Origin of the sequence: Kribbella sp. NPDC004536 (genome assembly GCF_042873835.1) — a bacterium.
Classification (GTDB): domain Bacteria; phylum Actinomycetota; class Actinomycetes; order Propionibacteriales; family Kribbellaceae; genus Kribbella.
The window spans coordinates 1,148,549-1,171,037 of record NZ_JBIALY010000002.1 but is presented as its reverse complement, the minus strand read 5'-3'; the positions used below and the strand labels follow the sequence as shown (position 1 = coordinate 1,171,037).

At 68.8% G+C, this 22,489-nt stretch carries 21 protein-coding genes; 8 read left to right on the top strand and 13 right to left on the bottom strand.

Features of this window, described 5'->3' with window-relative positions; all coding sequences use genetic code 11:
* Window positions 1-8: 8 nt before the first annotated feature.
* The 3 genes from ACFYRU_RS20340 to ACFYRU_RS20330 form a co-directional block, all read right to left on the bottom strand.
* Window positions 9-1,301 (bottom strand): extracellular solute-binding protein, encoded by a 1,293-nt coding sequence (locus ACFYRU_RS20340; protein ID WP_387661038.1) that lies wholly within the window; start codon window positions 1,299-1,301, stop codon window positions 9-11.
* Window positions 1,302-1,390: 89 nt separating this feature from the next.
* On the bottom strand, window positions 1,391-2,440 hold the full coding sequence (locus ACFYRU_RS20335; RefSeq protein WP_387661035.1) for a LacI family DNA-binding transcriptional regulator: 1,050 nt from the start codon (window positions 2,438-2,440) through the stop codon (window positions 1,391-1,393).
* Between the two features lie 147 nt (window positions 2,441-2,587).
* Window positions 2,588-3,295 carry an SDR family NAD(P)-dependent oxidoreductase gene (locus ACFYRU_RS20330; protein ID WP_387661032.1) on the bottom strand — a complete coding sequence of 236 codons (708 nt, stop codon included), beginning with the start codon at window positions 3,293-3,295 and terminating at the stop codon, window positions 2,588-2,590.
* Window positions 3,296-3,349: 54 nt separating this feature from the next.
* Between ACFYRU_RS20330 and ACFYRU_RS20325 the strand changes: the two genes are divergently transcribed.
* Window positions 3,350-3,895: a MarR family winged helix-turn-helix transcriptional regulator gene (locus ACFYRU_RS20325; RefSeq protein WP_387661029.1), complete on the top strand. Its 546-nt coding sequence runs from the start codon at window positions 3,350-3,352 to the stop codon at window positions 3,893-3,895.
* Between the two features lie 72 nt (window positions 3,896-3,967).
* On the top strand, window positions 3,968-6,253 hold the full coding sequence (locus ACFYRU_RS20320) for an ATP-binding cassette domain-containing protein (RefSeq protein WP_387661026.1): 2,286 nt from the start codon (window positions 3,968-3,970) through the stop codon (window positions 6,251-6,253).
* Here ACFYRU_RS20320 and ACFYRU_RS20315 read toward each other — a convergent pair.
* From ACFYRU_RS20315 to ACFYRU_RS20290, 6 genes are all read right to left on the bottom strand, one after another.
* Window positions 6,218-7,213: a winged helix DNA-binding domain-containing protein gene (locus tag ACFYRU_RS20315; RefSeq protein WP_387661023.1), complete on the bottom strand. Its 996-nt coding sequence runs from the start codon at window positions 7,211-7,213 to the stop codon at window positions 6,218-6,220. The genes ACFYRU_RS20320 and ACFYRU_RS20315 overlap by 36 nt on opposite strands.
* A gap of 89 nt (window positions 7,214-7,302) precedes the next feature.
* On the bottom strand, window positions 7,303-8,088 hold the full coding sequence (locus ACFYRU_RS20310; protein WP_387661020.1) for an SGNH/GDSL hydrolase family protein: 786 nt from the start codon (window positions 8,086-8,088) through the stop codon (window positions 7,303-7,305).
* A gap of 125 nt (window positions 8,089-8,213) precedes the next feature.
* On the bottom strand, window positions 8,214-8,987 hold the full coding sequence (locus tag ACFYRU_RS20305) for an energy-coupling factor ABC transporter ATP-binding protein (RefSeq protein ID WP_387661018.1): 774 nt from the start codon (window positions 8,985-8,987) through the stop codon (window positions 8,214-8,216).
* Complete coding sequence (gene cbiQ / locus ACFYRU_RS20300) at window positions 8,984-9,742, bottom strand: cobalt ECF transporter T component CbiQ (RefSeq protein ID WP_387661015.1); 759 nt, start codon at window positions 9,740-9,742, stop codon at window positions 8,984-8,986. Before cbiQ ends, ACFYRU_RS20305 begins: the two co-directional genes overlap by 4 nt.
* A complete protein-coding gene (locus ACFYRU_RS20295) occupies window positions 9,739-10,758 on the bottom strand; it encodes an energy-coupling factor ABC transporter permease (protein ID WP_387661013.1) in 1,020 nt (339 codons plus the stop codon). The genes cbiQ and ACFYRU_RS20295 overlap by 4 nt, the downstream gene beginning before the upstream one ends.
* A 36-nt stretch (window positions 10,759-10,794) precedes the next feature.
* Window positions 10,795-12,150: a dihydrolipoyl dehydrogenase family protein gene (locus ACFYRU_RS20290; RefSeq protein WP_387661010.1), complete on the bottom strand. Its 1,356-nt coding sequence runs from the start codon at window positions 12,148-12,150 to the stop codon at window positions 10,795-10,797.
* Between the two features lie 109 nt (window positions 12,151-12,259).
* On the opposite strand from ACFYRU_RS20290, the gene ACFYRU_RS20285 reads away from it, so the two are divergent.
* Genes ACFYRU_RS20285 through tsaA form a run of 3 tightly spaced genes read left to right on the top strand, consistent with a single transcriptional unit; the run spans window position 12,260 to window position 14,944 of the window.
* The gene (locus ACFYRU_RS20285; protein WP_387661008.1) at window positions 12,260-13,774 is read left to right on the top strand and encodes a PstS family phosphate ABC transporter substrate-binding protein; all 1,515 of its coding nucleotides are present in this window, start codon (window positions 12,260-12,262) and stop codon (window positions 13,772-13,774) included.
* A 10-nt stretch (window positions 13,775-13,784) separates the two neighbouring features.
* Window positions 13,785-14,531, top strand: coding sequence for a metallophosphoesterase (locus ACFYRU_RS20280; RefSeq protein WP_387661005.1), 747 nt, complete (start codon window positions 13,785-13,787; stop codon window positions 14,529-14,531).
* Entirely contained in the window at window positions 14,531-14,944 is a 414-nt protein-coding gene (gene tsaA / locus ACFYRU_RS20275) for a tRNA (N6-threonylcarbamoyladenosine(37)-N6)-methyltransferase TrmO (RefSeq protein ID WP_387661002.1), read from the top strand. The genes ACFYRU_RS20280 and tsaA overlap by 1 nt, the downstream gene beginning before the upstream one ends.
* Here tsaA and ACFYRU_RS20270 read toward each other — a convergent pair.
* Both ACFYRU_RS20270 and lpdA read right to left on the bottom strand, forming a co-directional pair.
* Window positions 14,941-15,486, bottom strand: coding sequence for a dihydrofolate reductase family protein (locus tag ACFYRU_RS20270; RefSeq protein ID WP_387660999.1), 546 nt, complete (start codon window positions 15,484-15,486; stop codon window positions 14,941-14,943). The two genes, tsaA and ACFYRU_RS20270, sit on opposite strands and share 4 nt — an antisense overlap.
* A gap of 57 nt (window positions 15,487-15,543) precedes the next feature.
* Window positions 15,544-16,941 carry a dihydrolipoyl dehydrogenase gene (lpdA, locus tag ACFYRU_RS20265; protein ID WP_387660996.1) on the bottom strand — a complete coding sequence of 466 codons (1,398 nt, stop codon included), beginning with the start codon at window positions 16,939-16,941 and terminating at the stop codon, window positions 15,544-15,546.
* Between the two features lie 84 nt (window positions 16,942-17,025).
* On the opposite strand from lpdA, the gene ACFYRU_RS20260 reads away from it, so the two are divergent.
* Together ACFYRU_RS20260 and ACFYRU_RS20255 are read left to right on the top strand one after the other, a co-directional pair.
* Window positions 17,026-19,158 (top strand): peptidoglycan DD-metalloendopeptidase family protein, encoded by a 2,133-nt coding sequence (locus tag ACFYRU_RS20260; protein WP_387660994.1) that lies wholly within the window; start codon window positions 17,026-17,028, stop codon window positions 19,156-19,158.
* 19 nt (window positions 19,159-19,177) lie between these two features.
* Window positions 19,178-19,636 carry a PGPGW domain-containing protein gene (locus ACFYRU_RS20255; RefSeq protein ID WP_387660991.1) on the top strand — a complete coding sequence of 153 codons (459 nt, stop codon included), beginning with the start codon at window positions 19,178-19,180 and terminating at the stop codon, window positions 19,634-19,636.
* Here ACFYRU_RS20255 and ACFYRU_RS20250 read toward each other — a convergent pair.
* On the bottom strand, window positions 19,604-20,785 hold the full coding sequence (locus ACFYRU_RS20250) for an FAD-dependent monooxygenase (RefSeq protein ID WP_387660988.1): 1,182 nt from the start codon (window positions 20,783-20,785) through the stop codon (window positions 19,604-19,606). The two genes, ACFYRU_RS20255 and ACFYRU_RS20250, sit on opposite strands and share 33 nt — an antisense overlap.
* An 88-nt stretch (window positions 20,786-20,873) precedes the next feature.
* On the opposite strand from ACFYRU_RS20250, the gene ACFYRU_RS20245 reads away from it, so the two are divergent.
* On the top strand, window positions 20,874-21,578 hold the full coding sequence (locus tag ACFYRU_RS20245; protein WP_387660985.1) for a TetR/AcrR family transcriptional regulator: 705 nt from the start codon (window positions 20,874-20,876) through the stop codon (window positions 21,576-21,578).
* On the opposite strand, the gene ACFYRU_RS20240 is transcribed toward ACFYRU_RS20245, so the two are convergent.
* On the bottom strand, window positions 21,544-22,440 hold the full coding sequence (locus ACFYRU_RS20240; RefSeq protein ID WP_387662918.1) for an AraC family transcriptional regulator: 897 nt from the start codon (window positions 22,438-22,440) through the stop codon (window positions 21,544-21,546). The two genes, ACFYRU_RS20245 and ACFYRU_RS20240, sit on opposite strands and share 35 nt — an antisense overlap.
* Window positions 22,441-22,489 lie beyond the last annotated feature (49 nt).

Here is a 22,489-nt window from a genome sequence, read left to right as displayed (position 1 = left end):
CTCTCCTCTCACACCGGCTGCGGACGGTCGAGCAACTTGTTCAGCCGGGCGACGAAGCCGTCGAACCCGGCGCCTGGGTCACCGCTGCCGAGGTACACGTTCTGCACGTTCTCGGCGAAGTAGTTCTGGAAGTCGCTGCCCGCCCCGCTGAACCACACGTCCGGGTCGTAGTTCACGTACGCCGGGATGCCCGCGTAGTTCGACTGCGGCTTCAGCGCCTGGTACTCCGCACTCGTCGCGACCGGCTGGTACGCCGGGATGTGACCGCCGCCGGCCCACTTCACCGAGCGCTTCAGCAACTCGGCCACCATCGTGTAGACGTGCTTGCGACGCTCCGGCGAGACCTTCGACTGCCGCGGCAACACGAACGTGTGCGAGTCGGCGTACGCGGCCTGGGTCCCGAACATCGTCGGGATCGGCAGCGCGTCGACCGGCAGCTTCGCATCCTTCAGCACCGGCAACTCCCACACACCACCGAAGAACATGCCGCTCTCGCCGTGCAGGAACTCGCTGGTCGCCGTACCGCCGTCGCCGCTGCGAGACGCGAGCTTGTCGTTCAGCAACGAGCGGATGAACGTCAGCACCTGCACCGCGGCGTCCTTGTCGACCTGGGCCTGCTGCCCGGGTACGAGCTTCATGTCCGCGCCGGTCTGCCGGTACAGCGTGTAGAACAAGCGCCACATCTGCGCGCCGTCGCCGAGATAGCCGTACGAGAGACCGTGCTTGCCGGTGACCGCCTGGAGCTTGGTCGCGACCTCGGTGAACTCCTCGGGGCTCTTGAGCGAGTGCAGCGTGTCCGTGACACCGGCCTTCTCGGCGTGATCGGTGTTGTAGTAGAGGACGAACGGATGCGTGTCGAGCGCGATCGCGTACAGCTTCCCGTCGTACTGGCACTTCTCCCAGACCCGCGCTGGGAAGTCGCTCTCGTGCAGGCCGGCCTCGGCGAGCAGGTCGAGATCCCAGGGCTCGAGCAGACCACCTGGTGCATAGCCGGCGATCCGGGACGCATGCATGATCGCGACGTCCGGAGCGCGGCCGCCGGCCGAGGCCATGGCGAGCTTGGTGTAGTACGGCGGACCCCAGGCCAGCACGGTCTGGGTGGTGTGGAAGCCGAGGTTCGCGGCGTTGACGGCGTCCACCAGGCCGGCCATCACCGTCCCGTCACCACCGGTCAAAAGGTGCCAGTAGCTCAGGTCGGTCGTCGATCGCGACGCTCCGGGCGCGCAGCCGACGAGCAACCCACCACCGGCCAGCGCCGCTGCTGCTTTGAGCAGCGAGCGCCGGGAGAAATCTTCACTCATTCGGTCTCCTTCGAGGGCGGGACCGATGATTACATCGTTAGAATAGGTGGCACAAGACTCTGATGTTGGATTTTGTGGAAACGTATCCGTTAGCGTGTGGTGCTGGCGCGTTCGACCACGCGGTGCGGGATGATCACCCTGCGTGGCGGTGCGGTCTTGTCCGCCATCCGCTCGCCGAGCAGGTCCAGCGCGGCCGCGACGAAAGCGCGCCGGTCGAAGTCGATCGTGGTCAGCGGCGGGATCATGAACTGGCTCTCGAGGATGTTGTCGAACCCGGCGACCAGCGTCTGCTTCGGTACGTTGACGCCCGCGCTCCACAGCGCCGACAGAGCCCCGGAGGCGACGGTGTCGGTGAAGCAGAAGAACGCGTCCGGCAGTTCGTGATCGGCCAAGTACTTGCCGACCACGGTCGCGGCACCCTCCGGCCGCCAGCGATCCAGCGGGATCTGCAGCGCCGGATCGATCGGTACGCCGGCCTCCTCGAGCGCCTCGCAGTACCCCTGGGTGCGCAGCCGGGACGCCGCCGTACCTGGAGCCTGCGCCGAACCCGCGAGCACACCGGCACCACTGGATCCGCGCGGGACCTCCGGTGTGCCGACCGCGGCGATCCGCCGGCAGCCCTGTGCCAGCAGGTGTTTCGTCAGGTCCCGCGCCGCGGCAACGTTGTCGATCGCGACCTGGCTGACCAGGTCCTGGTCGACGTCACCGATCAGTACGACGGGTGGCAGCGGGCCGGCCGACATCACCGCGCTGTCGTCGAGGTTGACCGGGTTCAGGATCAGTCCGTCGACCAGGTACGCGCGGGCCTTCGACAACAGCTCGAACTCACGGTTCGGCTCGGCGGCGGTCTGCTCGATCTGCACTCCCCAGCCGCGCTCGTGGGCGAGCTCGACGACCAGGTGCACGACCTCGGCCGAGTACGGCCGGAGCAGGTCGGGCAGCGCGAGCGCGATCATGCCCGAGCGCCCGTTGCGCAGGCCGCGGGCGCTCATGTTCGGCACGTAGTCGAGCTCGGCGAGCGCACTCTCCACCCGCGCCCGGGTCTCGGGCCGCACGAACACGACGCCGTTGATCACGTTCGACACCGTCTTCGGCGACACCCCGGCCAGCTTGGCGACATCTTTGACGGTGGGACGCATGCCGCCCATTGTCACACCTGGCCCACGTTGTCACGCAGCGTGGACGTGCCGATCGACAGGAGGTGTCGGGTCCGCCCGTGCGTCCCCACGCTCAGCAAGACCACCTATCGACCTCGGTGGGCGTACACCTCCTGTCCGTCGGCACCGCTAGCGGGTGATGAGCGCGCCGCCGTTGACGTGCAGGACCTGGCCGGTGAGGTGCCGGGCGGCGGGCGAGGCGAGGAAGTGGATGGTGCCGGCGATGTCGCCGACCTGTCCCTCGCGCTTGTTCAACGTTGCCTGGAGCAACGTATTGCGCCGCTCGTCGGTCAGTCGCCCCTGGAAGAACTCGGTGTCAGCGGTGAAGCCCGGCGCGACGACGTTGGACGTGACACCCTGCGGACCGAGTTCCGCCGCCACCTCGGCGTTCCACATCGCCAGCGCGGCCTTCGACGCGCCGTACGAACCGGAGCCTCGGGCGCCCGCGATCGAACCCAGATGCACGACCGCGGTGGTCAGCCGGGGCCCGAGCGCGGTCGTGGTCAGCACCGCACTGATCAGGTTGGCCTCCAGGTTGGCCAGCCAGTTCGCCTTCAACTGCGCGAGACCGCCGTCCGGCCGGTTCAAGTCGGTGTTGCCGCCCGCATTGTTGACCAGCACATCGACCTGCTCGGGCAGCTCGTCCAGCAGCCGCTCGACCTGCGCCGGGTCGGTTGCGTCACACACCACTCCCCTGACCCCGAGGTCAGCCGCGGTCTTCTCGAGTACATCGGCACGCCGGCCGGTGATCACCACGTCGTCGCCGTCGGCACGGAACAACTCCGCGGTCGCCCGGCCGATCCCGGTTGCTCCCCCGGTCACCACGATCGTTCGCATCTCAATCCTCACGTTTAGGTCTAAATGTTTAGGTCTAAACGTAGCATGGACGCCGTGACCGACAACTACCCGCTCGACCAACCGAGTCCGTACCCGGCGGCAGAGATCGCCCGCGCGTGGCAGCGCGAGCGTCCCGGTACGCCGACCGACTCGATCGAGATCGTCACGCCGCTGTGGCGGCTGGCGAAGCTGTTCGCCGACGACCGGCGGCGGGTACTCGCCGACGCGGGCGTCGACCCGGCCACGCTCGACCTGCTCAGCGTGCTCCGCCGAGCGGGTACGCCGTACGAGCTGAGCACCCGCGAACTGGCCAGCCGTACGCTCGTCACCGCCGGCGCGATCTCCCAGCGGGTCGCTCGAGCCGAGGACGGCGGACTCGTCACCCGGCGCGCGGCCGACGACGGGAGCCGCGCGGTGCTGGTCGCGCTGACGCCGGCCGGTCACGACCTGATCGAGCGGACCGTCGACCAGGTGCTCACGCGCGAGTCCGAACTGGTCGCGTCCCTGTCCCCCGGCGACCGCGGACAACTGGCGTCCCAACTGCAGCAACTCCTCGACGAAGTCACGCTGGTGGCCCGCAAACCTTCCTCACGGCCTTGAAGGTTTCTAAGCGAGCCAAACCTATGCCGTGAGCAAAAGTTCGTACGGGCGGTTCAATGACACCATTGAAGGATGTTTCCTGCTGACAGTCATGACGTCATCCAGGTGCGCGGTGCCCGGGAGAACAATCTCGCCGGCATCTCGCTCGACATCCCGAAACGCCGGCTCACCGTCTTCACCGGAGTCTCCGGTTCCGGCAAGTCCTCGCTCGTCTTCGACACCGTCGCGGCCGAGTCGCAGCGGCTGATCAACGAGACCTACACCGCGTTCGTGCAGAACTTCATGCCGAGCCTCGGCCGCCCGGACGTGGACGCGCTACACAACCTGTCCGCCGCGATCGTCGTCGACCAGGAGCGGATCGGCGCGAACGCCCGCTCCACCGTTGGTACGGCGACCGACGCGCACACCATGCTCCGGGTGCTGTTCAGCCGCGCCGGGACACCGTCGGCCGGCCCGCCGTCGGTGTTCAGCTTCAACCGGGCCGAGGGCATGTGCCCGGTCTGCGAAGGGCTCGGCCGGACCACCGAGTTCGACCTCGACGAACTCGTCGACCGCGACAAGAGCCTCAACCAGGGCCCGATCAAGGCGCCCGGCTACACGATCGACAGTTGGCCGTGGCAACTGATGGCGCGCTCCGGCCTGTTCGACCCGGACCTGCCGCTGAAGGACTTCCCGGCGGCGGCCTGGCAGCAGTTCCTCTACCAGGAGCCGATCAAGATCCGGGTCGGGAAGAGCAACCTGACCTTCGAGGGACTGATCACCAAGCTGAAACGGCAGTACCTGAGCAAGGACCTGCAGTCGATGCAGAGCCACGCGCGGGCGTTCGCCGAGCGCGCCATCCGGCAGGACGTCTGCCCGGAGTGCGACGGCGTACGGCTGAACGCGGCCGCCCGGGCCGTCACCGTCGACGGGCGGACGATCGGCGAGTGCTCCTCGATGCAGATCAGCGACCTCGCGGAGTTCGTTGCCTCGGTCAAGCATCCCGGCGTCGGGCCGATGCTCGGGGCGCTGCGGGAACTGCTCGACTCGTTCGTGACGATCGGGCTCGGGTACCTCTCACTCAACCGCGAGTCGTCGACGCTGTCGGGTGGTGAGGCGCAGCGGGTGAAGCTGGTCCGGCATCTCGGGTCGAGTCTGAGCGACGTCACCTACGTCTTCGACGAGCCGACCGTCGGGCTGCATCCGCACGACATCCAGCAGATGAACGACCTGCTGCTGCAACTGCGGGACAAGGGCAACACGGTGCTGGTCGTGGAGCACAAGCCGGAGACGATCCGGATCGCCGACCACGTCGTCGACCTCGGTCCGGGCGCCGGCCTGGCCGGCGGAAGGCTCTGCTACCAGGGCGATGTCGCCGGACTGAAGGCGTCCGGGACGTTGACCGGGCAGTACCTCGACCACCGCGTGAACGTACGCGACGACGTACGGCGGCCGGCCGGGCAGCTCGCCATCGAGAACGCCACGCTGCACAACCTGCGTGACGTCAGCGTCGACGTACCGCTCGGCGTACTGACCGTGGTGACCGGGGTCGCCGGTTCCGGGAAGAGTTCGCTGATCCACGGTTCACTGGCCGGGCGGGACGGCGTGATCATCGCCGGACAGGACCCGATCCGCGGGTCGAAGCGGAGCAACCCGGCGACGTACACGGGTCTGCTCGATCCCATCCGCGCCGAGTTCGCCAGGGCGAACGGGGTCAAGCCAGGACTGTTCAGCGCGAACTCCGTCGGCGCCTGCCCCACCTGTAAAGGGATCGGGCTCGTATACACCGATCTGGCGATGATGGCCGAGGTCGCCTCGAGCTGCGAGGACTGCAACGGCGCGCGGTTCAACGCCGAGGTGCTCGGCTACCGGCTCCGTGGGAAGAACATCAGCGAGGTCCTGCGCATGACGGTCGCGGAGGCCCGTGAGTTCTTCCGGAAGGGTACGGCGCGGACGATCTTGGACCGGCTGTCGACTGTCGGACTGGAGTACATCGGACTCGGCCAGCCACTCACGACGCTGTCGGGTGGTGAACGGCAACGGCTCAAGCTGGCGATCAACATGGGCCGGACCGGGTCGATCTACATCCTCGACGAGCCGACGACCGGGCTGCATCTCGCGGACGTGGACAAGCTGCTCGGGATGCTCGACACCCTCGTTGACCAAGGCAACACGGTGATCGTGATCGAGCACCATCAGGCCGTGATGGCGCACGCGGACTGGCTGATCGACATCGGGCCGGGTGCCGGGCACGACGGTGGGCAGGTCGTGTTCACCGGGACGCCGGCCGATCTGGTGGAGAGCAGCCCGACCGTGACGGCCGAGCATCTTCGCCGGTACGTGTCAGAACCGGGCGAGGTCGGCGAGCTCGTCGGTTAGGTCCGCGGGTTCGTACAGGTCGGTCGAGAGGTCCGCGTGTTTCCAGGCGCCGATCGCTCGGCCGGCCCGGATCACCGCCGGGCTGAGCGTGCCGCCGCCCGGGAAGATCGCCTTCGGCAGCTCCTGGAAACGGTTCTGGTACCCGAGCAGGTACGCGTCGAACTCGCCGAGCATGCGGACGTCCTGACAGCCGGGCAGGTCGTCGACGGCGTCGAGCTCGGTGCCCTCGACCTCGAAGTGCTGCGTGGCGACGGCGGCGACCGCACGGCGGGCCTGCGGCACGGGCAGGCCCGCCCAGGTGGCGAAGTCGCGTGCGGTCGCCGGGCCGTACGCGGTCAGATAGCGGTAGGCCAGAGCCTCCACGTCACCCTCCAACACGAGGGGTTTGCCCAGCCAGTCCCGTACCGCAACCCAGGTATCGCCCGGTCCGTAGCACAGGCGGCCGAGCAGACCGGTGTAGCGGATCAGGGCGTAGACGGCCTGCCCCTTCGGCTCGGCGATCAGCCCGGCGCGAACCAGAAGGTCGGCCAGTTCGGCGCGGTTGGACGGGCCGTGGGCAAGCAGGTGCGCTTCGAGTACGTCGGCTGCCTGGCCGCGGATCCGTTCCGGGAGGCCGAGTTCGCCGTACCGGCGTTCGGAGTCCTTGATCAGCTTCGGGCCGAGCAGGCCGAGCAGCCGGCCGGCGTCCTCGGTCGCGACGAGTTGGAGGGTTCCGCGCATGAACCAGCCGCGGACGACGGAACGGTCGGTGATCTGCGCGTGCGTCACGTCGGCGAACGTGGTGGCGGTGGATCGGGCGCGCACCGCATACGCGGCACCTCGCCAGGTCTGGGCCTGCAGTCCCCCCGTCCGGCGTACGACGTCGGCCACCCCTCCGGGGCCGGCCTCGTGCACCGGACGCGCAAGGCAGTTGGCCTGCATCCTGGCCGCCAGCAACCAGTCGAGAGACCTCCGCGCCACTCCTGCATGACACCACGTACTCGCCGGTTACGCACCCCTGAAAAGCACAGTGCCGCCCCGACGCCGGAGCGGCACGTGTGATGGTGCGGTCAGAGGGCGGGCTGGACGAGGTTCGCGTACGCCGCCTGGCCGGTGACGTTCGGGTGGTACGACTCGCTGACCGGGTTGGACAGGCCGTTGATCCACTCCGGGCTGCCGCAGACGGCGTGGCCGATGAACGCCGACGTCGGGTTGACGAACGCGAACCCGGCCGCGCTCGCGGCCGCGGCGATCTTCGAGTTCAGCAGGTCCGCGGTGGCGTTCAGCTTGGTCATCTCGTCGCCGCTGAAGAACGTACCCGCGTTGCAGTCGGTGCCGTTGAACAGCCGCGGGTACCCGACCACGACGACCGTGGCCGACGACGCCCGGCTCCTGATCGACCCGTACAGGGTGTTCAGCCGGCCGGGCAACGTGTTGTTGATGATCGACTGCGCGCCGGCCACCGCGCTGTTGCAGTCACCGAGCCAGGAGGGCTCCGCGCAGGTGGTGATCACCGAGGAGAAGTTGGCGTCGTTGCCGCCGACCTGCACCGAGACGATGTCGGCCGAACTCGTCACCGACGGCAACTGGTTCGCGGTGACGTCGGCAACCTTCGCACCGGAGCAGGCGACGAAGGTCAGGTTGGCGCCGATCCGCGCGGCGTCGAGGTACGCGTACGCCTTGGTCGAACGCTGACAGGAACCACTGCTGGAGATGTACGTCCGGGTGCCGACGCCGGAGGCGTACGAGTCACCGAGCGCGACGTAGTTCGGCGCCGCGGCGTGCGCGACCCCGGGGATCAGGAGGGAGGCTGCGCCGAGGGCGACAGCGGACAGCAAACTGGCGATGGACTTCATGGGCGGACCGCCTTTGTGAGCGAGCTGTGGCGACTGAAGTACTCAACGTCACCTTCGCTGACCGGCGAGTAACACACAAGGGCCTGGTAACAAATTCACCGTTGATTCCCGGTGCCGGTCACCAACTAGCCGCGCTCCGGTCCCGCGACGGACAGCGGGTCGAAACCGTACGGCAGCTCGAGGCGGTTCGCGGCCATCAGCTCGGCGTCGCCCAGTAGGTCGCGGGTCTTGCCGTCGGCGACGATCCGGCCGTTGTTCATCAGCAGGCTGCGTTCGCAGAGCTGGAGGGCGTACGGCAGGTCGTGCGTGATCATCAGCAGCGTCACGTCCAGCCCGGCGAGGATGTCCGCCAGCTCGCGGCGTGAGGCCGGGTCGAGGTTGCTGGACGGCTCGTCGAGAACGAGTACCTCGGGCCGCATCGCGAGCACCGTGGCCACCGCGACCCGACGGCGCTGGCCGAACGACAGGTGATGCGGTGCGAGGTCCGCGTGGTCCTGCATGCCGACCTGCACCAGCACCTCGTGTACGCGCTCGTCCAACTCGCCGCCACGCAGCCCGAGGTTCGCGGGACCGAACGCGACGTCGTCGCGGACCGTCGGCATGAACAGCTGGTCGTCCGGGTCCTGGAAGACCAGCCCGACCTTGCGCCGGATCGCGGTCAGGTGCTCCCGGTGTACGCCGGTGCCGCCGATCCGGATCCGGCCGCTCCCGGTACCGCCCGCGACCGACCCGAGGATGCCGTTCAGGTGCAGGACCAGCGTGGTCTTGCCGGCGCCGTTCGGCCCGAGCAACGCGACCCGCTCGCCCGGTTCGACGGTGAAGTCGACGCCGAACAACGCCTGCCGTCCGTCCGGGTACGCGAACACCAGCCGCTCGACGTGAATCGCAGGACCGCTCACAAGCCCACCACCCTGGCCGCGATCGCGACGACGACGGCGCCGAGGGAGATCGCGAGCCCCTCGATCCACTGCGTACTCGACGCGCCCTCGGCGCTGAGCAAGGGCATCCGGCCGATGTACCCGCGCGACCGCATCGCCAGGTGCACCCGCTCGCCCCGCTCGAAGCTGCGGACGAACAGTGCACCGACTCCCCCGGCGGCCGCCTTGAGATGTCCCAGTCGGGCACCTGTGTACCCGCGGGACTCGCGGGCGATCCGCATCCGGTGCAGGTCGTCCGACACCACGCTCATGTACCGCACCATGAACGACAGGATCGCCACCAGCGTCGCGGGCAACCGCAGCCGTTCGAGCCCGGCCAGCAGGTCCCGCGGAGCTGTCGTCGCCGACAACAGGATCGCCGCGATCACCCCGAGCGTGCCCTTCGCGAGCACGTTCCACGCGCCGAGCACACCCGACCGGGACAGGTGCAGACCGAGTACGTCGAACTGGGGGCCGGTGGCAACGAACGGGAGCAACAGCGCGAATACGATGAACGGCGTCTCCACTGCGAGCCGCCGCGACACCACGGGCGCCGGCACCTTCGCCCTGATCACGGCCGCGATCAGCATCACGGCGTACAGGCCGAACGCCCAGAAGACCGCGGCCGGGGTCGAGACGACGGCCAGGACGAAGACGAACAGCGCGACCAGCTTCACCTGCGCGGGAATGCGGTGCACCGGGCTGTCCACCGCAACGAGCAGGCCGTCGCCACTCATGAGGCCTTGTTCGCCCGCAACGAGGCCAGTTTCGCGATCGCCAGCCCGACCACGATCGTCACCATTACGCCGATGATCCCGGCCAGTGCCCCGGACACCTGCGCGTTGCCGATCCCGTGGACGCCGTAATCGGCCAGCGGGCTGCCCGCCACCGCCGAGTCCTTCGCCGCGCTCTCGAACCCGAGCTTCGCGCCGACGAACTCCAGCCCGTCCGGGTGCGCGCTCGCGAACAGGCTCAGCCCACCCGCGACCACCAGCGTGACGGCGACCCCGATTCCGAGCGAACGCCCGGCCGGCTTCGCGGCGATCGGCCGGTCCGGCGCGACCGTCGAGGTGCTGCCGTCGGCATCGACCAGGACCAGGTCCTGCTGCAGGTGGCGGGCCGCGTACACCAGGTCGGGCCGCGTCGCGACGACCGCGCTCAGCACGGCCGCGGTGATGACCGCCTCGCCGATACCGACCAAGATGTGCCAGCCGACCATCGCGGTCGCCAGCTTGCCGAGCGGGATGTCGACCGCGCCGCCGATCGCGTACAGGCCGGTGAACGCCAGCGCCGCGACCGGGACGGACACGAGCGCGCCGACGGCCGTCGCCGGCACGACGCTGCCGGCGCGCCGCGGCAGCACCTTCAGCAACGCCCGGGTCAGGAAGTACCCGACGAGGACCGTGACCAGCCCCATCAACGTGATGTTCGTACCGAGCGCGGTCAGCCCGCCGTCGGCGAACAACAGGCCCTGCACGAGCAGGACCGTGGACATCACCAGTACGGCGGTCCACGGCCCGACCAGCGCCGCGGCCAGCGCACCGCCGAGCAGGTGACCGCTCGTCCCGGCGCCGACCGGGAAGTTCACCATCTGCACCGCGAACACGAACGCCGCGGTCAGCCCGGCCAGCGCCGGGCCGGTCTCGCGGAGCTCACGGTTCGCCCGTTGCAGGCTGAACCCGACCGCCCCGGCCGCGATCAGGCCGGTGGCGACGGAGGTTGGCGCGTCGAAGAATCCGTCCGGAACATGCACGCCGATATTCTTGTTCTAGTTGCGACCGATTCGCAACTAGAACTTGAGTGCCTCGCCGATCGCGCGGTGGAACGTCGGGTACGCGTAGATCATCTGCCGCAGGGTGCTCACCGGTACGGCGGCGTGTACGGCGACCGCCAGCGCGCTCAGCACCTCACCACCGGTGGGGCCCGCGCTCGTGGCGCCGACCAGTACGCCGCGGTCGGCGTCCATCACGACCTTGATGAAGCCCTCGTTGCCGGCCTTGTGGATCCAGCCGCGCGTCGAGGCCGGGATCGGGGTCGAGTTGGTCCGTACGTTCAGCCCGGCGTCGCGGGCCTGCTGCTCGGTCATCCCGACCGCGCCGATCTCCGGGTCGGTGAACGTCACCCGCGGCATCGCGTGATAGCTCGCGGTCGGCGCGTCCGGTTCCCGCAGGATGTCGCGGACCGCGATGTCGGCCTGGTACATCGCGTTGTGGGTGAACGCGCCGACGCCGGTCACGTCCCCGACCGCCCAGACCTTGTCGGCCGCCCGTACGTGCTCGTCGACCTCGATCCGGCGCGCCGCCGGGTCCAGACCCAGCTTGTCCACGCCGAGATCCGCGGTCGCCACCCGGCGGCCCGTTGCCACCAGCAACTTCTCGCCGGTCGCCGTCGTACCGTCCGCCAGCGTGACCGTGAACGTACCGTCGGCGTACCCGACCTGCTGCGCGTGCGCACCCAGCCGGAACGTCACGCCGTCGCGCTGCAGCGCCTCCCGGGCCAGCACGCCCGACTCCGGCTCCTCCATCGCGAGCACCTCCGGGGCACCCTCGACGACGGTCACCTGGACACCGAAGCGCGCGAACACCTGCGCCAGTTCCATCCCGATCGCGCCGCCGCCGAGGACGACCAGCGACGCCGGCAGCGTCTCCACCTCGATCGCCTCGCGGTTCGTCCAGAACGGCGTACCGGCCAGGCCGTCGATCGGCGGCACCGACGGGACCGTCCCCGTCGCGATCACGATGCCGCGGGACGCCTCGTACTCCGTGTCGCCGGCGCGGACCGTGGCCGGGCCGGTGATGGTGGCGACGTCCTTGATGACGGTGGCGCCCTTGCCGACCAGGCGGTCCACGGCGACCTGGTCGTTCCAGGTGTCGGTCGCCTCCTCGCGGATCCGCTTCGCCACCGGCGCCCAGTCCGGCTGCACGGTCGCCGTACCGGCGATGCCGTCCACGCGGCGGGTCTCCGCGATCAGGTTCGCGGCCCGGATCATCATCTTGCTCGGGATGCAGCCGTAGTACGGGCACTCGCCGCCGACCAGCCGGGACTCGATCCCGACCACCCGCAGCCCGGCCTGCGCCAGCCGCCCCGCCGTCTCCTCCCCACCGACACCGAGCCCGACAACGACGACGTCAACCTGTTCAGCCATGCGGCCAAATCTGTCAGACGACCCGAGCCGGACCAAGTCCCGACCCGGCGCGTCATCGCACGGTAAGCAGGCGTTCACCACCGGCCACTAGCGTTCTGTTCTCGTAGAAGTGAGGACAGAGTTGTTCGATTTCTCAGGGCTCGGCAACATCGACCTCGGGACCGCCGTCTCCCTCGTCTCGGTGATCGTCACCGCGATCGTCTGGCTGCTCGACCGGTACCTGTGGCGCCGCAAGCGGCTCGTGTACCGGGTCCAGGTCGACGCACAGATCGGTGTACATCCGAAGAGCCGGGCCCGCGACCTGGTCGACGTCGAGGTACGGCACCAGAACCAGGTCGTCGACGACCCGAGCATCGTGCTGCTGCGGGTCGACAACGCCGGCACCGACATCGACGCCCACGACCTGCAGAAACCGCTCGGGTTCAGCTTCCCGGACCGGAAGATCGTCCGGATGAAGGTGGTCGAGTCGCACCCGCCCGACCTCGGCGACCTGATCGAGCAGGACATCAAGCCGGCCGACTACATCGACACCGACAAGCTGCTGGTCCCGAAGCTCAGCATCAACCGCGGTGACCATTTCAAGTTCCTGCTCGTGCTCTCCGGAGCCGGCAAGGAGGTCAAGCACAGCGGGTACCTGGCCGGCGGCGTGAACGGCGGGATCTACCACGAACCGCGGCCGCGCGGGCCGGGCCGGCGGACGTTGATCTTCGGGGCGACGACCCTGGTGCTCGTCGGTGCGCTCGTCGCGTTCTTCCTGGTCGACGTACTGCAGCCGCCGGACAACTGCGCCTCCGGGCAGATCCGCGTGATCGGGTCGACGGCGGTCGAGCCGACGATGACCGAGCTGCGGAGCGCGTACTCGAGCGAGTGCTCCGGCGCCGACATCATGATCGCCGCCAACGGCAGCCGCAGCGGCGTACTCGACCTGAAGACGCTCGGCGCGCAGGACCCGGCCGCCGCGAGCAAGGTGATCGCGATGTCGGACGGGCCGGCCGAGGACGCGCCGACGCTGAGCGGCGAGGCCGTCGCGGTGGTCGTGTTCGCGGTCGTCGTCAACCGGTCGGCCGGCGTCACCAGCCTGACGACGGACGAGCTGCGCAAGATCTACACCGGCAAGACCACGAACTGGAACCAGCTCGGCGGCCGGAACCTGCCGATCCGGATGGTCAGCCGGGTCGGGCCGGCGTCCGGGTCCCGGCTGGTGTTCCGCGAGAAGGTACTCGGCGGCGACCAGGAGCTCGGGATCACCTCCGACGACTGCCGGCGCGACGACGACGCGGCCGCCGCGACGTACCACCGCTGCGAGGTCGGTACCACCGACGAGCTGCTCACCCGCGTGAACGAGATCGACGGCGCCATCGGGTACGCCGAACTCGGCAGCGCCCGGAAGTTCCCGGACCTCGCCGCGGTGACGATCGACGACGTCGTACCGGACACGTCGAAGGTGGCGGACCGCTCGTACAAGTTCTGGGAGGTGGAGCACGCCTACACCTACCGCGCCCCCGACCCGAAGTCGCTGACAGCAGCCTTCCTCGACTACATCCACTCCACCCAAGCCCGCCCCGCCCTGGAACGCGGCGGCCTGATCCCCTGCACAGCCCTACCGACAGGCTTCTGCGGTTAGTGTGCTGGGCATGTATGTGATCGCGCATTTGAGTGACCCGCATCTCGATGGTTCTGAGGAGGCGCGGGCTCGGTTGCGGCGGGTTACGTCGTATGTGCGGTCGTCGACGGTTGACGTGGTGCTGGTGACCGGTGACCTGGCTGATCACGGGCTGGCCGAGGAGTACGTCGAGGTTGCGCGCGAGTTGACGTTCGACGTACCGACCCTCGTCCTGCCCGGCAATCACGACGTGAGTCAGCCGTTCCGGGCGCTGGTCACAGAGCCGGGCAACGGTCACCCCATCCACCACGGCCACCCCATTCACCAGGTCCGCGAGGTCGGCGAAGCCCGCTTCGTGCTGGTCGACAGCACAGTCGAAGGCGAGGACCACGGCTATCTGTCCGAGGACACACTCGCCTGGCTCGAGCGCACCCTTGCCGTCCCCTTCGACGGCCCCGTCTTCCTGGCCATGCATCACCCGCCGTTCGAACTCCACCACCCCGTCATGGACCAGTGGAAACTCCAGAACCCCGACGACCTCGCCAAGGTCCTGGAATCCAGGCCCGTGACAGCGCTCTTCACCGGCCACGTCCACAACGCCATCACGAGCACGTTCGCCAACCTCCCTGTCCGGGGCGCCCCCGGCATCCGCTCCACCGTCCACCTCCCCTTCGAACCCTCGACCCCCGCGGTGGTGGACCCGACGGCCGACCCTGGCCTCGCCTTCCACTTCCACACCCCCGGCCAGCCCCTTCAAACGATCTACCGGAGCTTGTGATGTCCGATGAACTCGTTCTGCGTCCGATTGGGTGGGTCGAGTCGGAGCTGCGGGAACGGGCGGACGCGCCCCGGCAGGGGGACGAAGGCGCACCGGAGGCTTGGGTGGTGTTCGACGACAGCGTGCGGGACGCGCTGGCGGATGTGAAACCCGGCGACGAGGTGATTCTGATCAGTTGGTTCGATCGGGCTGATCGGGAGGTGCAGAAGGTGCATCCGCGAGGTGATGTGGCGCGGCCGGCGACCGGTGTGTTCAGCACGAGGTCGCCGGATCGGCCCAATCCACTGGGGTTGCATCGGGTCCGCGTACTGGCCGTGGACGGGTTGCGGGTGCGGGTGAGTGATCTGGAGGCGCTGGACGGCACCCCGATCGTCGATGTGAAGCCAGTACTCGGCGGTGTTTCCGAGCGTTAGCGGACGACCCGGTAGTCGGCCAGGATGTGTCCGGCCGGAGTCTTTGTGCCGTAGATTGTCTCAAGCCGAAGCGGACCGAGAGAATCGAGCAACTGCTGGCCGGTGCCGACCACGGTGGGAGCGATCACCAGGTGCAGTTCGTCCACCAGGCCTGCCTCGAGCAGTGAGCGGGTGACCGAGATGCTGCCGTGGATACCGATGTCGGCGCCGGGCCGGCTCTTCAGGTCGCGGACGAACTCGGCCAGATCGCCGGTGATCGGGTGCGAGTTCGCCCAGGCGTCGTCGAGCGGGCTGGACGTCGCGACGTACTTCGGCGCCGCGTTCACGAACGACGCGAACGGCTCGACGTCGCTGGTCGGCCAGTAGCCGGACCATTCGTCGTACGTGCGGCGGCCGAGGAGCACGGTGTCCTGCGTCGCGATGAGCTTCTGCCCGGCCGCGTCGGTCTCGTCGTCCCAGCCGGTGAGGAACTCGTTCGCCTTCTCGGCGACGCCGTCGAGGGACAGGAAGTAGGCGGCAACAACTTTGCGCTGGTTTGTCATACCCCAACGTCGAACGGGCCGGCGTCAGATCGACACCGGCCCGTTCGACACAGCCGATCAGAAGTTGATCATGTGCCCTTCGAGGCCGTGGAAGGCCTCTTGGAGGGCCTCGCTCAGGGTCGGGTGGGCGTGCACGTTGCGGGCCAGTTCCTTGGTGGTCAGGTCCCACTTCTGGGCCAGCGTCAGCTCGGGCAGCAGTTCGGTGACCTCCGGGCCGATCAGGTGCGCGCCGAGGAGTTCGCCGTACTTCGCGGAGCTGATCACCTTGACGAAGCCGGTCGGGTCACCCAGGCCGTGAGCCTTGCCGTTCGCGGTGAACGGGAACTTCGCGACCTTGACGTCGTGGCCCAGCTTGCGGGCCTCCTCCTCGGTGTAGCCGAAGCTCGCGATCTGCGGCTGGCAGAACGTCGCCCGCGGGATCATCGCGTAGTGGAGCTCCATCGTCTCGTGCCCGGCGATCGTCTCGGCGGCGATCACGCCCATCGCCTCGGCCGCGTGCGCGAGCATCAGCTTCGCGGTCACGTCGCCGATCGCGAACATGTTCGGCACGTTGGTCCGGCAGAAGCCGTCCACGTCGATCGCGCCGCGCTCGGTCAGCGCGACCCCGATCTTGTCCAGGCCGTACCCGTCGACGCGCGGCTGGAAGCCGATCGCCTGCATGACCTTGTCGGCCTCGATCGTCTGCTGGACGCCGTCCTTGCCGGTCACCGTGACCTTGACCGAGGAGCCGGAGTCGTCGATCGAGTCCACCCGGGTCGAGGTCAGTACGTCGACGCCGAGCTTCTTGTACGCCTTGGCGAGCTCCTTGGAGACCTCCGGGTCCTCCAGCGGGACCATCCGGTCGAGGAACTCGACGATCGTCACCTTGACGCCGTAGTTCGCCAGTACGTACGCGAACTCGACGCCGATCGCGCCGGCGCCGGCGATCACGATCGAGCCGGGCAGTTCCTCGGTGAGGATCTGCTCCTCGTACGTCACCACGCGGTCGCTCAGCTGCGTACCGGGCAGCAGCTTCGTCGTCGCGCCGGTCGCCACGATGCATGAGCCGAACGTCACGGTCTCGGACGAGCCGTCGTTCAGCGTGACGTCGAGCGTGTTCGCGTCGGTGAACGAGCCCCAGCCGTCGAACTCGGTGATGCTGTTCTTCTTCATCAGGAAGTGGACGCCCTTGACCCGGCCGTCGGCGACCTTGCGGGAGCGCTGCACCGCGGTCGGGAAGTCGAAGCTGACCTCACCGCTGATGCCGAAGGTCTTCGCCTCCGTCCGGAAGATGTGCGACAGCTCGGCGTTCCGCAGCAGCGCCTTGGACGGGATACAGCCCACGTTCAGGCAGACACCGCCCCAGTACTTCTTCTCGATGATGGCGGTCTTGAGCCCGAGCTGGGCGGCGCGGATCGCCGCGACGTACCCACCCGGACCCGCGCCGAGGACAACAACGTCAAAGTGCGAGGCCATGGAGTGAATGCTAGCCGGGGTTCCGTAAGGACCGTACGACGCCTACGCTTGGGCATCGCGTGAGGCGAGTTACATGGGGGACGGATGGATCTGGGGAAGCGCCGGTGGCTGCGGTTCGCGGCGATCGGCACCTTGTTGGCGGCCGTTGCCGTACCGGCGTACGCCGACGACCCCACGCCCACGACCCAGCCCCCGCCGGCCTCCGTCACGGACGTGAATCGCTCCCTCGAGCAGCTCCAGGCCGAGGCAGCCGCCGTCCAGGCCGACTTCGCCAAGGCCACGATCGCGTACACGAAGGCCCTCAAGGAGGCGCAGACGGCTGAGGCCGCCGCGAAGGCTGCCGAGGCCACGGCCAGTACGTCGAAGAGCCGCGCCGACGAGGAACGCCGCCGCCTCGGCGTGATCACCGCCCAGGCGTACCAGCTGGGCATCCCGACCGTCATGGGGACCGAGTCGATCCTCTGGTCGCTCGCCCCGGTCGCGGAGAACCTCCAGGAGATCGCCGACCGGCAGACCGCCATCGTCCAGCTCGGCAGCACCCAGGTGTCGCAGTACAACACCGCCATGGCCGCCGAGTCCGAATCGAACCGGCTGAAGTCCGACGCGGTCACCAAACGCGCTGCCGCGAACGAGGCCGCCGCCAAGGCGCAAGAGCTCAGCAAGCAGGTCCAGCAGAAGGCCGCGGACGCCTCCGCCATGATGGCCGACCAGACCGCGGACCTCGATGTGGCGTCCGGCGTCTCGCAGCAGCTGCAAACGGTCCGCGACGCACAGGCCCTCGCCCGCTGGAAGACCTACCTCACCGAGCTCGCCGCAGCGAAGGTCACTCCCCCGGCCGCCGCCGTACTCAAGAACCCGGCCAAGCTCCCCGCCGGCCTCGCACCGCTGACGCGCCGTGGTGCGGCCGTCCCCGGAGTGGCGTCCGTCGCCACGGCCGGCCGCACGGTCCGGGTTCTGTCCGCCGAAACGATCCGCGCCGTCAACCAGGCGTTCAGCCTCGTCGGCAAGCGGTACGGCGTGGCCGCGACCGGCCCCGACAAGTACGGCTGCCTCGGCGCCGCGCGCGTCGCATGGGAGCCGTACACGACTCTCCCGAACCTGGTCGGCAAGGTCTACCCCGACTACCAGGCCGTCCCGACCACCCAGATCCAGCCGGGCGACCTGCTCGTGATGGGCAGCAGGTCGTACGGCCTGGTGCACATCGGGATCGCGCTCGACGACGACGAGATGATCGCCGCCGACGAGTCCAAGGGCGCGGTCGTCGTCACCGGCGTCCCCGACAACCTGTACGCCGCGCTGCGCCCGACCCTCGGCGCTCCGGTCAAGCCGCAGGTCGCACCGGTCGCGACGAGCGACGCGTACGCGTTCCGCTGCGGCAACACCGCCACGTCGTACGACGTCGGCTCCGGTTCGTGGACCTGGCCGCTGCCGGACGGCACGTACGAGATCGGTACGCCGTTCGGCGCAGCCGGGTCCGAGTGGTCGAGCGGGTACCACACCGGCCAGGACTTCCCGGCCGCGATCGGTACACCGGTCCGCGCCGTCACGTCCGGCGTCGTCCGGGTCGAGCACCCGGCGTGGGCCGGCAACCTGGTCCGGATCGACCACGGCAACGGCCTGGAGACGCTGTACGCGCACCTGAGCCGCGTCGACGTCACGGACGGCCAGCAGGTGACCGCCGGCCAGCAGATCGGTGCCGTCGGCGACAAGGGGAACACGACCGGTCCGCACCTGCACTTCGAGGTCCGGCTCGGCGGCGACCCGGTGAACCCGATGCCGTTCCTGGCGACCGGCTCCGCGAGCACCGGCTGGGGCGGCTACAGCAACGGCATGATCCCGGCGAACAAGCTGTGCGCGATCGGGGGCGGGCACATGCTCCGCTGCGACGCCGCCGCGGCGTACGGGCAACTCGCCGCGGCCTACCGCGCCCAGTTCGGCAAGACGCTGTGCATCACCGACTCGTACCGCTCGTACGCCTCCCAGGTCAGCCTTTACCAGCGCAAACCCTCGCTGGCCGCCCTTCCCGGTACGTCGAACCACGGCTGGGGTGTCGCGGTCGACCTGTGCGGCGGGATCGACAAGTACAACACCGTCCAGTACCAGTGGATGAAGGCGCACGCCCCGTCGTACGGCTGGCTGCACCCAGCCTGGGCCGAGCCCGGCCGCAACCGCGAGGAGCCCTGGCACTGGGAGTTCGGAAACCCGGTCGCTTCCTAGAGCTGGGTAGTCTGGCTGTGTGGCCGAGAAACAGAGTCCCGACCGCACCGATGACAACATCACGCTGGACGCTGCGGACGACCGGTGGGAGTGGCGGCGCCGGATCCGGGAGAACCCGAGGAAGCTGCTGTTCTACCGGATCGGCGTGGGCGTGGTCGGTGGTCTGCTGCTCATCGCCGCCCCGCTGACCGGCTGGCTGCCAGGCCCCGGCGGGATCCCGTTGTTCATCGCCGGCCTGGCGGTGCTGGCCAGCGAGTTCGAGTGGGCGCAGCGGCTGCTGTACCGGGTCAAGGACTGGGTGAAGGCACTCACCGCCTGGACCGGCAAGCAGCCCGCCTGGCTGAAGGCGCTCGGCACGGGAGCGCTCTTCGCGTGTGTGCTGGTCGGCGTCTGGCTCTACCTGGGCGTGCTCGGCGTGCCGGGCTGGCTGCCCGACTCGTGGGAGTCATGGCTGGACAAACTGCCCCTCCTTGACTGAATACGGCGGCAGCTCGATCAGCTCGCTCATGTTCTGGGCCATCTTCAGCATCTGGTTCAGGAAGAACGGCCGGTCGAGGATCTTGTTCCGTGCCGTGATCCCGAACCGGGTCGCCGGCGCCAGGAACGTACCGGCCCGGCTGCCGTCCTGCGTCGTCGAGACGGCCTTGCGCAGCGTCGCCTCGTACCGGTCGAATGCCGTCCGGAGGTCTCCCCGTGCCAGCTCGCCGGCCAGTACGTAAGCACCGACGACCGCCGTACCGGTACCGAGCGCGCCGAACGTCGCGCCGTACCCGGCGTCGCCGAGCAGCACGATCCGGTTCGTCGACCAGCGGTCCACCCGCACCCGGCTGATCGAGTCGAAGTACAACTCGGTTGCCGCGGGCAACGCCTCGAGCAGCTCCGGTACGTACCAGCCGAGGCCGCGGAACTGCTCCGCGACGATCGCCTTCTGCTGGTCCAGGTCGCGCCGGTTGTACTCCAGCACCGGCGACTTGAACACGAACAGCGTCTGCGCCAGCTCCGGATCGCGGCGATCCGCGCCGACGCTCGCGAGCTTGCCCGGCACGTTGTACATCAGCGAGTCGCCGGTGATCCGGTGGGTGTTCGGCACCTCCCACCCGGCGACGTAGTAGTTCAGGTGCCGCTCCACCACCTGAGCCGCCGGCCAGGCCAGCCGCCGGACGACGGAGTGCATCCCGTCCGCGCCGATGACCAGGTCGTACGTCTCCTCGATCCCGCTCTCGAACCGTACGTCGACGCCGTCGGCGTGCTCGCGCAACGCCGCGATCGAGTCACCGAAGCGGTACGTCGCCTGCTGCCGGCTGTGCTCGTACAACACCCGCGACAGATCGGCGCGCAGCACCTCCAGTTCCCCGCCCGCGAACTCGGCCGGCAACCGCATCAGCTTGCGGCCGGACTCGTCGACGAACCGCATCGCACTACCCCCGGTCTGCAGCGCACCCAGATCCGCGAGCACACCCATCCGCTCCAGCACCGTGGTGAACACCTCGCCGCGGAAGTCCACGGCGTACCCGCCCTGCCGCAACGCCGGCGCGATCTCCACCACCGTCACGTCGTGCCCCGCCCGGCCCAGCCAGAGCGCCACCGACGGCCCCGCCACGCTCGCGCCCGAAACCAGCACCTTCATGATCGTCTCCTCGAAATCAGTAACTGTGTCTGCCGGACACAGTAATGTGTATGGTAGACACAGTTCAAGTGTTTTCGGAAGGAGCTCGATGACCGAACTGCTGTGGGGCAAGGAACCGCACCGCACCCGCGGACCGAAACCGGCCATCACGCTGACCGAGATCGCCCAGGCCGCGATCGCGATCGCGGACGCCGAAGGGTTGGACGCGGTCTCCATGCAGCGGATCGCCGGCGAGCTACCGGTGACGAAGATGGCGCTGTACCGCTACGTGCCCGGCAAGACCGAACTGGTCGCGGTGATGAGCGACCTGGCGATGGGCAGTCCACCCGCGCGCCCCGACGGACCGTGGCGCGAGTCGCTGCTCACCTGGGCCCTCGATCTGTACGACGGGTTCATGCGCCACCCGTGGCTGCTCCAGTCCACGATCGGCCGCCGGCTGCTCGGCCCGAACGAGCTCGCCTGGATGGAACGCGGCCTCGGCGCCCTCTCGGACATCGGCCTGACCGGTGGCGAGCAGATGGACTCGATCCTGGTCGTCACCAGTCACGTCCGGAACATCGCGCAGCAGTCCGCGACCTTCCCCGGCCACACCGTCGGTCTCACCGAGGAGGACATGCAGCAGGCCCTCGCCGAGATCATGGCGACCGAGGCCCCGCGGTTCCCGCACCTGGTCGCCGCGATGAGTACGACGGCAGGCAGCGAGAACCAGGGCCTGGAGTTCGGGCTGGAGCGGATCCTGGACGGTCTGGAGCTGCTCGTCAAGAGCCGGGATAGCTGTGCCGAACCGAATTGAAACGTTGTCGGTAGGTCGACGCGGGCAGCCCGTAGTGGGACTTGAATCGGCGGGCGAAGTAGTTCTGGTCGGGCCAGCCGACGGACTCCCCGATCCGGTTGATCGGCAGATCCGTGTGCAGCAGCCGGTCGGCCGCGAGTTCGACGCGGTGCCGCGACAGGTAGGCCATCGGCGGTAGCCCGGTCACCGACTTGAACAGCCGGACCAGGTAACCCGGTGCGAGGTGCAGCTCGCCGGCGAGGTCGGACAGCGTCCAGTGCCGGGCCGGGTCGGCCTCCATCATCCGCATCGCGTCGACGACCGCGGGGTGGGTGTACTCCCGTCGCTGGTCACGGTCCGCGACCGTACGGGCGACGCAGTTCAGGTACAGCGAGAGCCAGCCGACCACCTCGCCGCGATGCCGGCTGAGCGGCTGGTTGCGCAGCTGGCGTAGGGCGTCGAGATGCCCGACGGCCTCCTGCACGGCATCCGGGTCGAGGTGTGTGGACAGCATGCCCCGGCGCTGCGCCGAGAACGGGCCGGTCCACAGCAGGTACCCGAGCAGCGGATCCTCGCGTGCCCAGGCCAGTTCGCGGCGGACCAGGTCTGCCGCGAAGCAGCAGTTGTAGACCTCGAGCGAGTCGCAGTCGACGTACTCGTGCCACACGCCCGGCCGGAGCAGGATCGCGTCGCCGGGCCGTACGCGTTGCCGCCCCGCGAGGCTGTGATGGATTCCCTCACCGCCCGTGACGAGGACCAGCTCGAAGAAGCTGTGCGTGTGCAGCGGATGGCTCCGCTCGTGCATGTGCTTACCGGCGTGCACCACCGTCCCTTCGACGAAGTGCAGCACGGTCCCACGGGTCCTCACCGGCTCGTCGGCCATTTCTGACACGAGCTCAAGGTACGAGCCGAGGTGCAGATCGTGCTAGAGC

What these genes read in the sequence shown, in the direction of transcription:
- ACFYRU_RS20340 (WP_387661038.1), bottom strand. Translation starts at nt 1,301, where the DNA reads ATGAGTGAAGATTTCTCCCGGCGCTCGCTGCTCAAAGCAGCAGCGGCG.
- ACFYRU_RS20335 (WP_387661035.1), bottom strand. Translation starts at nt 2,440, where the DNA reads ATGCGTCCCACCGTCAAAGATGTCGCCAAGCTGGCCGGGGTGTCGCCG.
- ACFYRU_RS20330 (WP_387661032.1), bottom strand. Translation starts at nt 3,295, where the DNA reads ATGCGAACGATCGTGGTGACCGGGGGAGCAACCGGGATCGGCCGGGCG.
- ACFYRU_RS20320 (WP_387661026.1), top strand. Translation starts at nt 3,968, where the DNA reads ATGTTTCCTGCTGACAGTCATGACGTCATCCAGGTGCGCGGTGCCCGG.
- ACFYRU_RS20310 (WP_387661020.1), bottom strand. Translation starts at nt 8,088, where the DNA reads ATGAAGTCCATCGCCAGTTTGCTGTCCGCTGTCGCCCTCGGCGCAGCC.
- cbiQ (WP_387661015.1), bottom strand. Translation starts at nt 9,742, where the DNA reads ATGAGTGGCGACGGCCTGCTCGTTGCGGTGGACAGCCCGGTGCACCGC.
- ACFYRU_RS20290 (WP_387661010.1), bottom strand. Translation starts at nt 12,150, where the DNA reads ATGGCTGAACAGGTTGACGTCGTCGTTGTCGGGCTCGGTGTCGGTGGG.
- ACFYRU_RS20280 (WP_387661005.1), top strand. Translation starts at nt 13,785, where the DNA reads ATGTATGTGATCGCGCATTTGAGTGACCCGCATCTCGATGGTTCTGAG.
- tsaA (WP_387661002.1), top strand. Translation starts at nt 14,531, where the DNA reads ATGTCCGATGAACTCGTTCTGCGTCCGATTGGGTGGGTCGAGTCGGAG.
- ACFYRU_RS20270 (WP_387660999.1), bottom strand. Translation starts at nt 15,486, where the DNA reads ATGACAAACCAGCGCAAAGTTGTTGCCGCCTACTTCCTGTCCCTCGAC.
- lpdA (WP_387660996.1), bottom strand. Translation starts at nt 16,941, where the DNA reads ATGGCCTCGCACTTTGACGTTGTTGTCCTCGGCGCGGGTCCGGGTGGG.
- ACFYRU_RS20260 (WP_387660994.1), top strand. Translation starts at nt 17,026, where the DNA reads ATGGATCTGGGGAAGCGCCGGTGGCTGCGGTTCGCGGCGATCGGCACC.
- ACFYRU_RS20250 (WP_387660988.1), bottom strand. Translation starts at nt 20,785, where the DNA reads ATGAAGGTGCTGGTTTCGGGCGCGAGCGTGGCGGGGCCGTCGGTGGCG.
- ACFYRU_RS20245 (WP_387660985.1), top strand. Translation starts at nt 20,874, where the DNA reads ATGACCGAACTGCTGTGGGGCAAGGAACCGCACCGCACCCGCGGACCG.
- ACFYRU_RS20240 (WP_387662918.1), bottom strand. Translation starts at nt 22,440, where the DNA reads ATGGCCGACGAGCCGGTGAGGACCCGTGGGACCGTGCTGCACTTCGTC.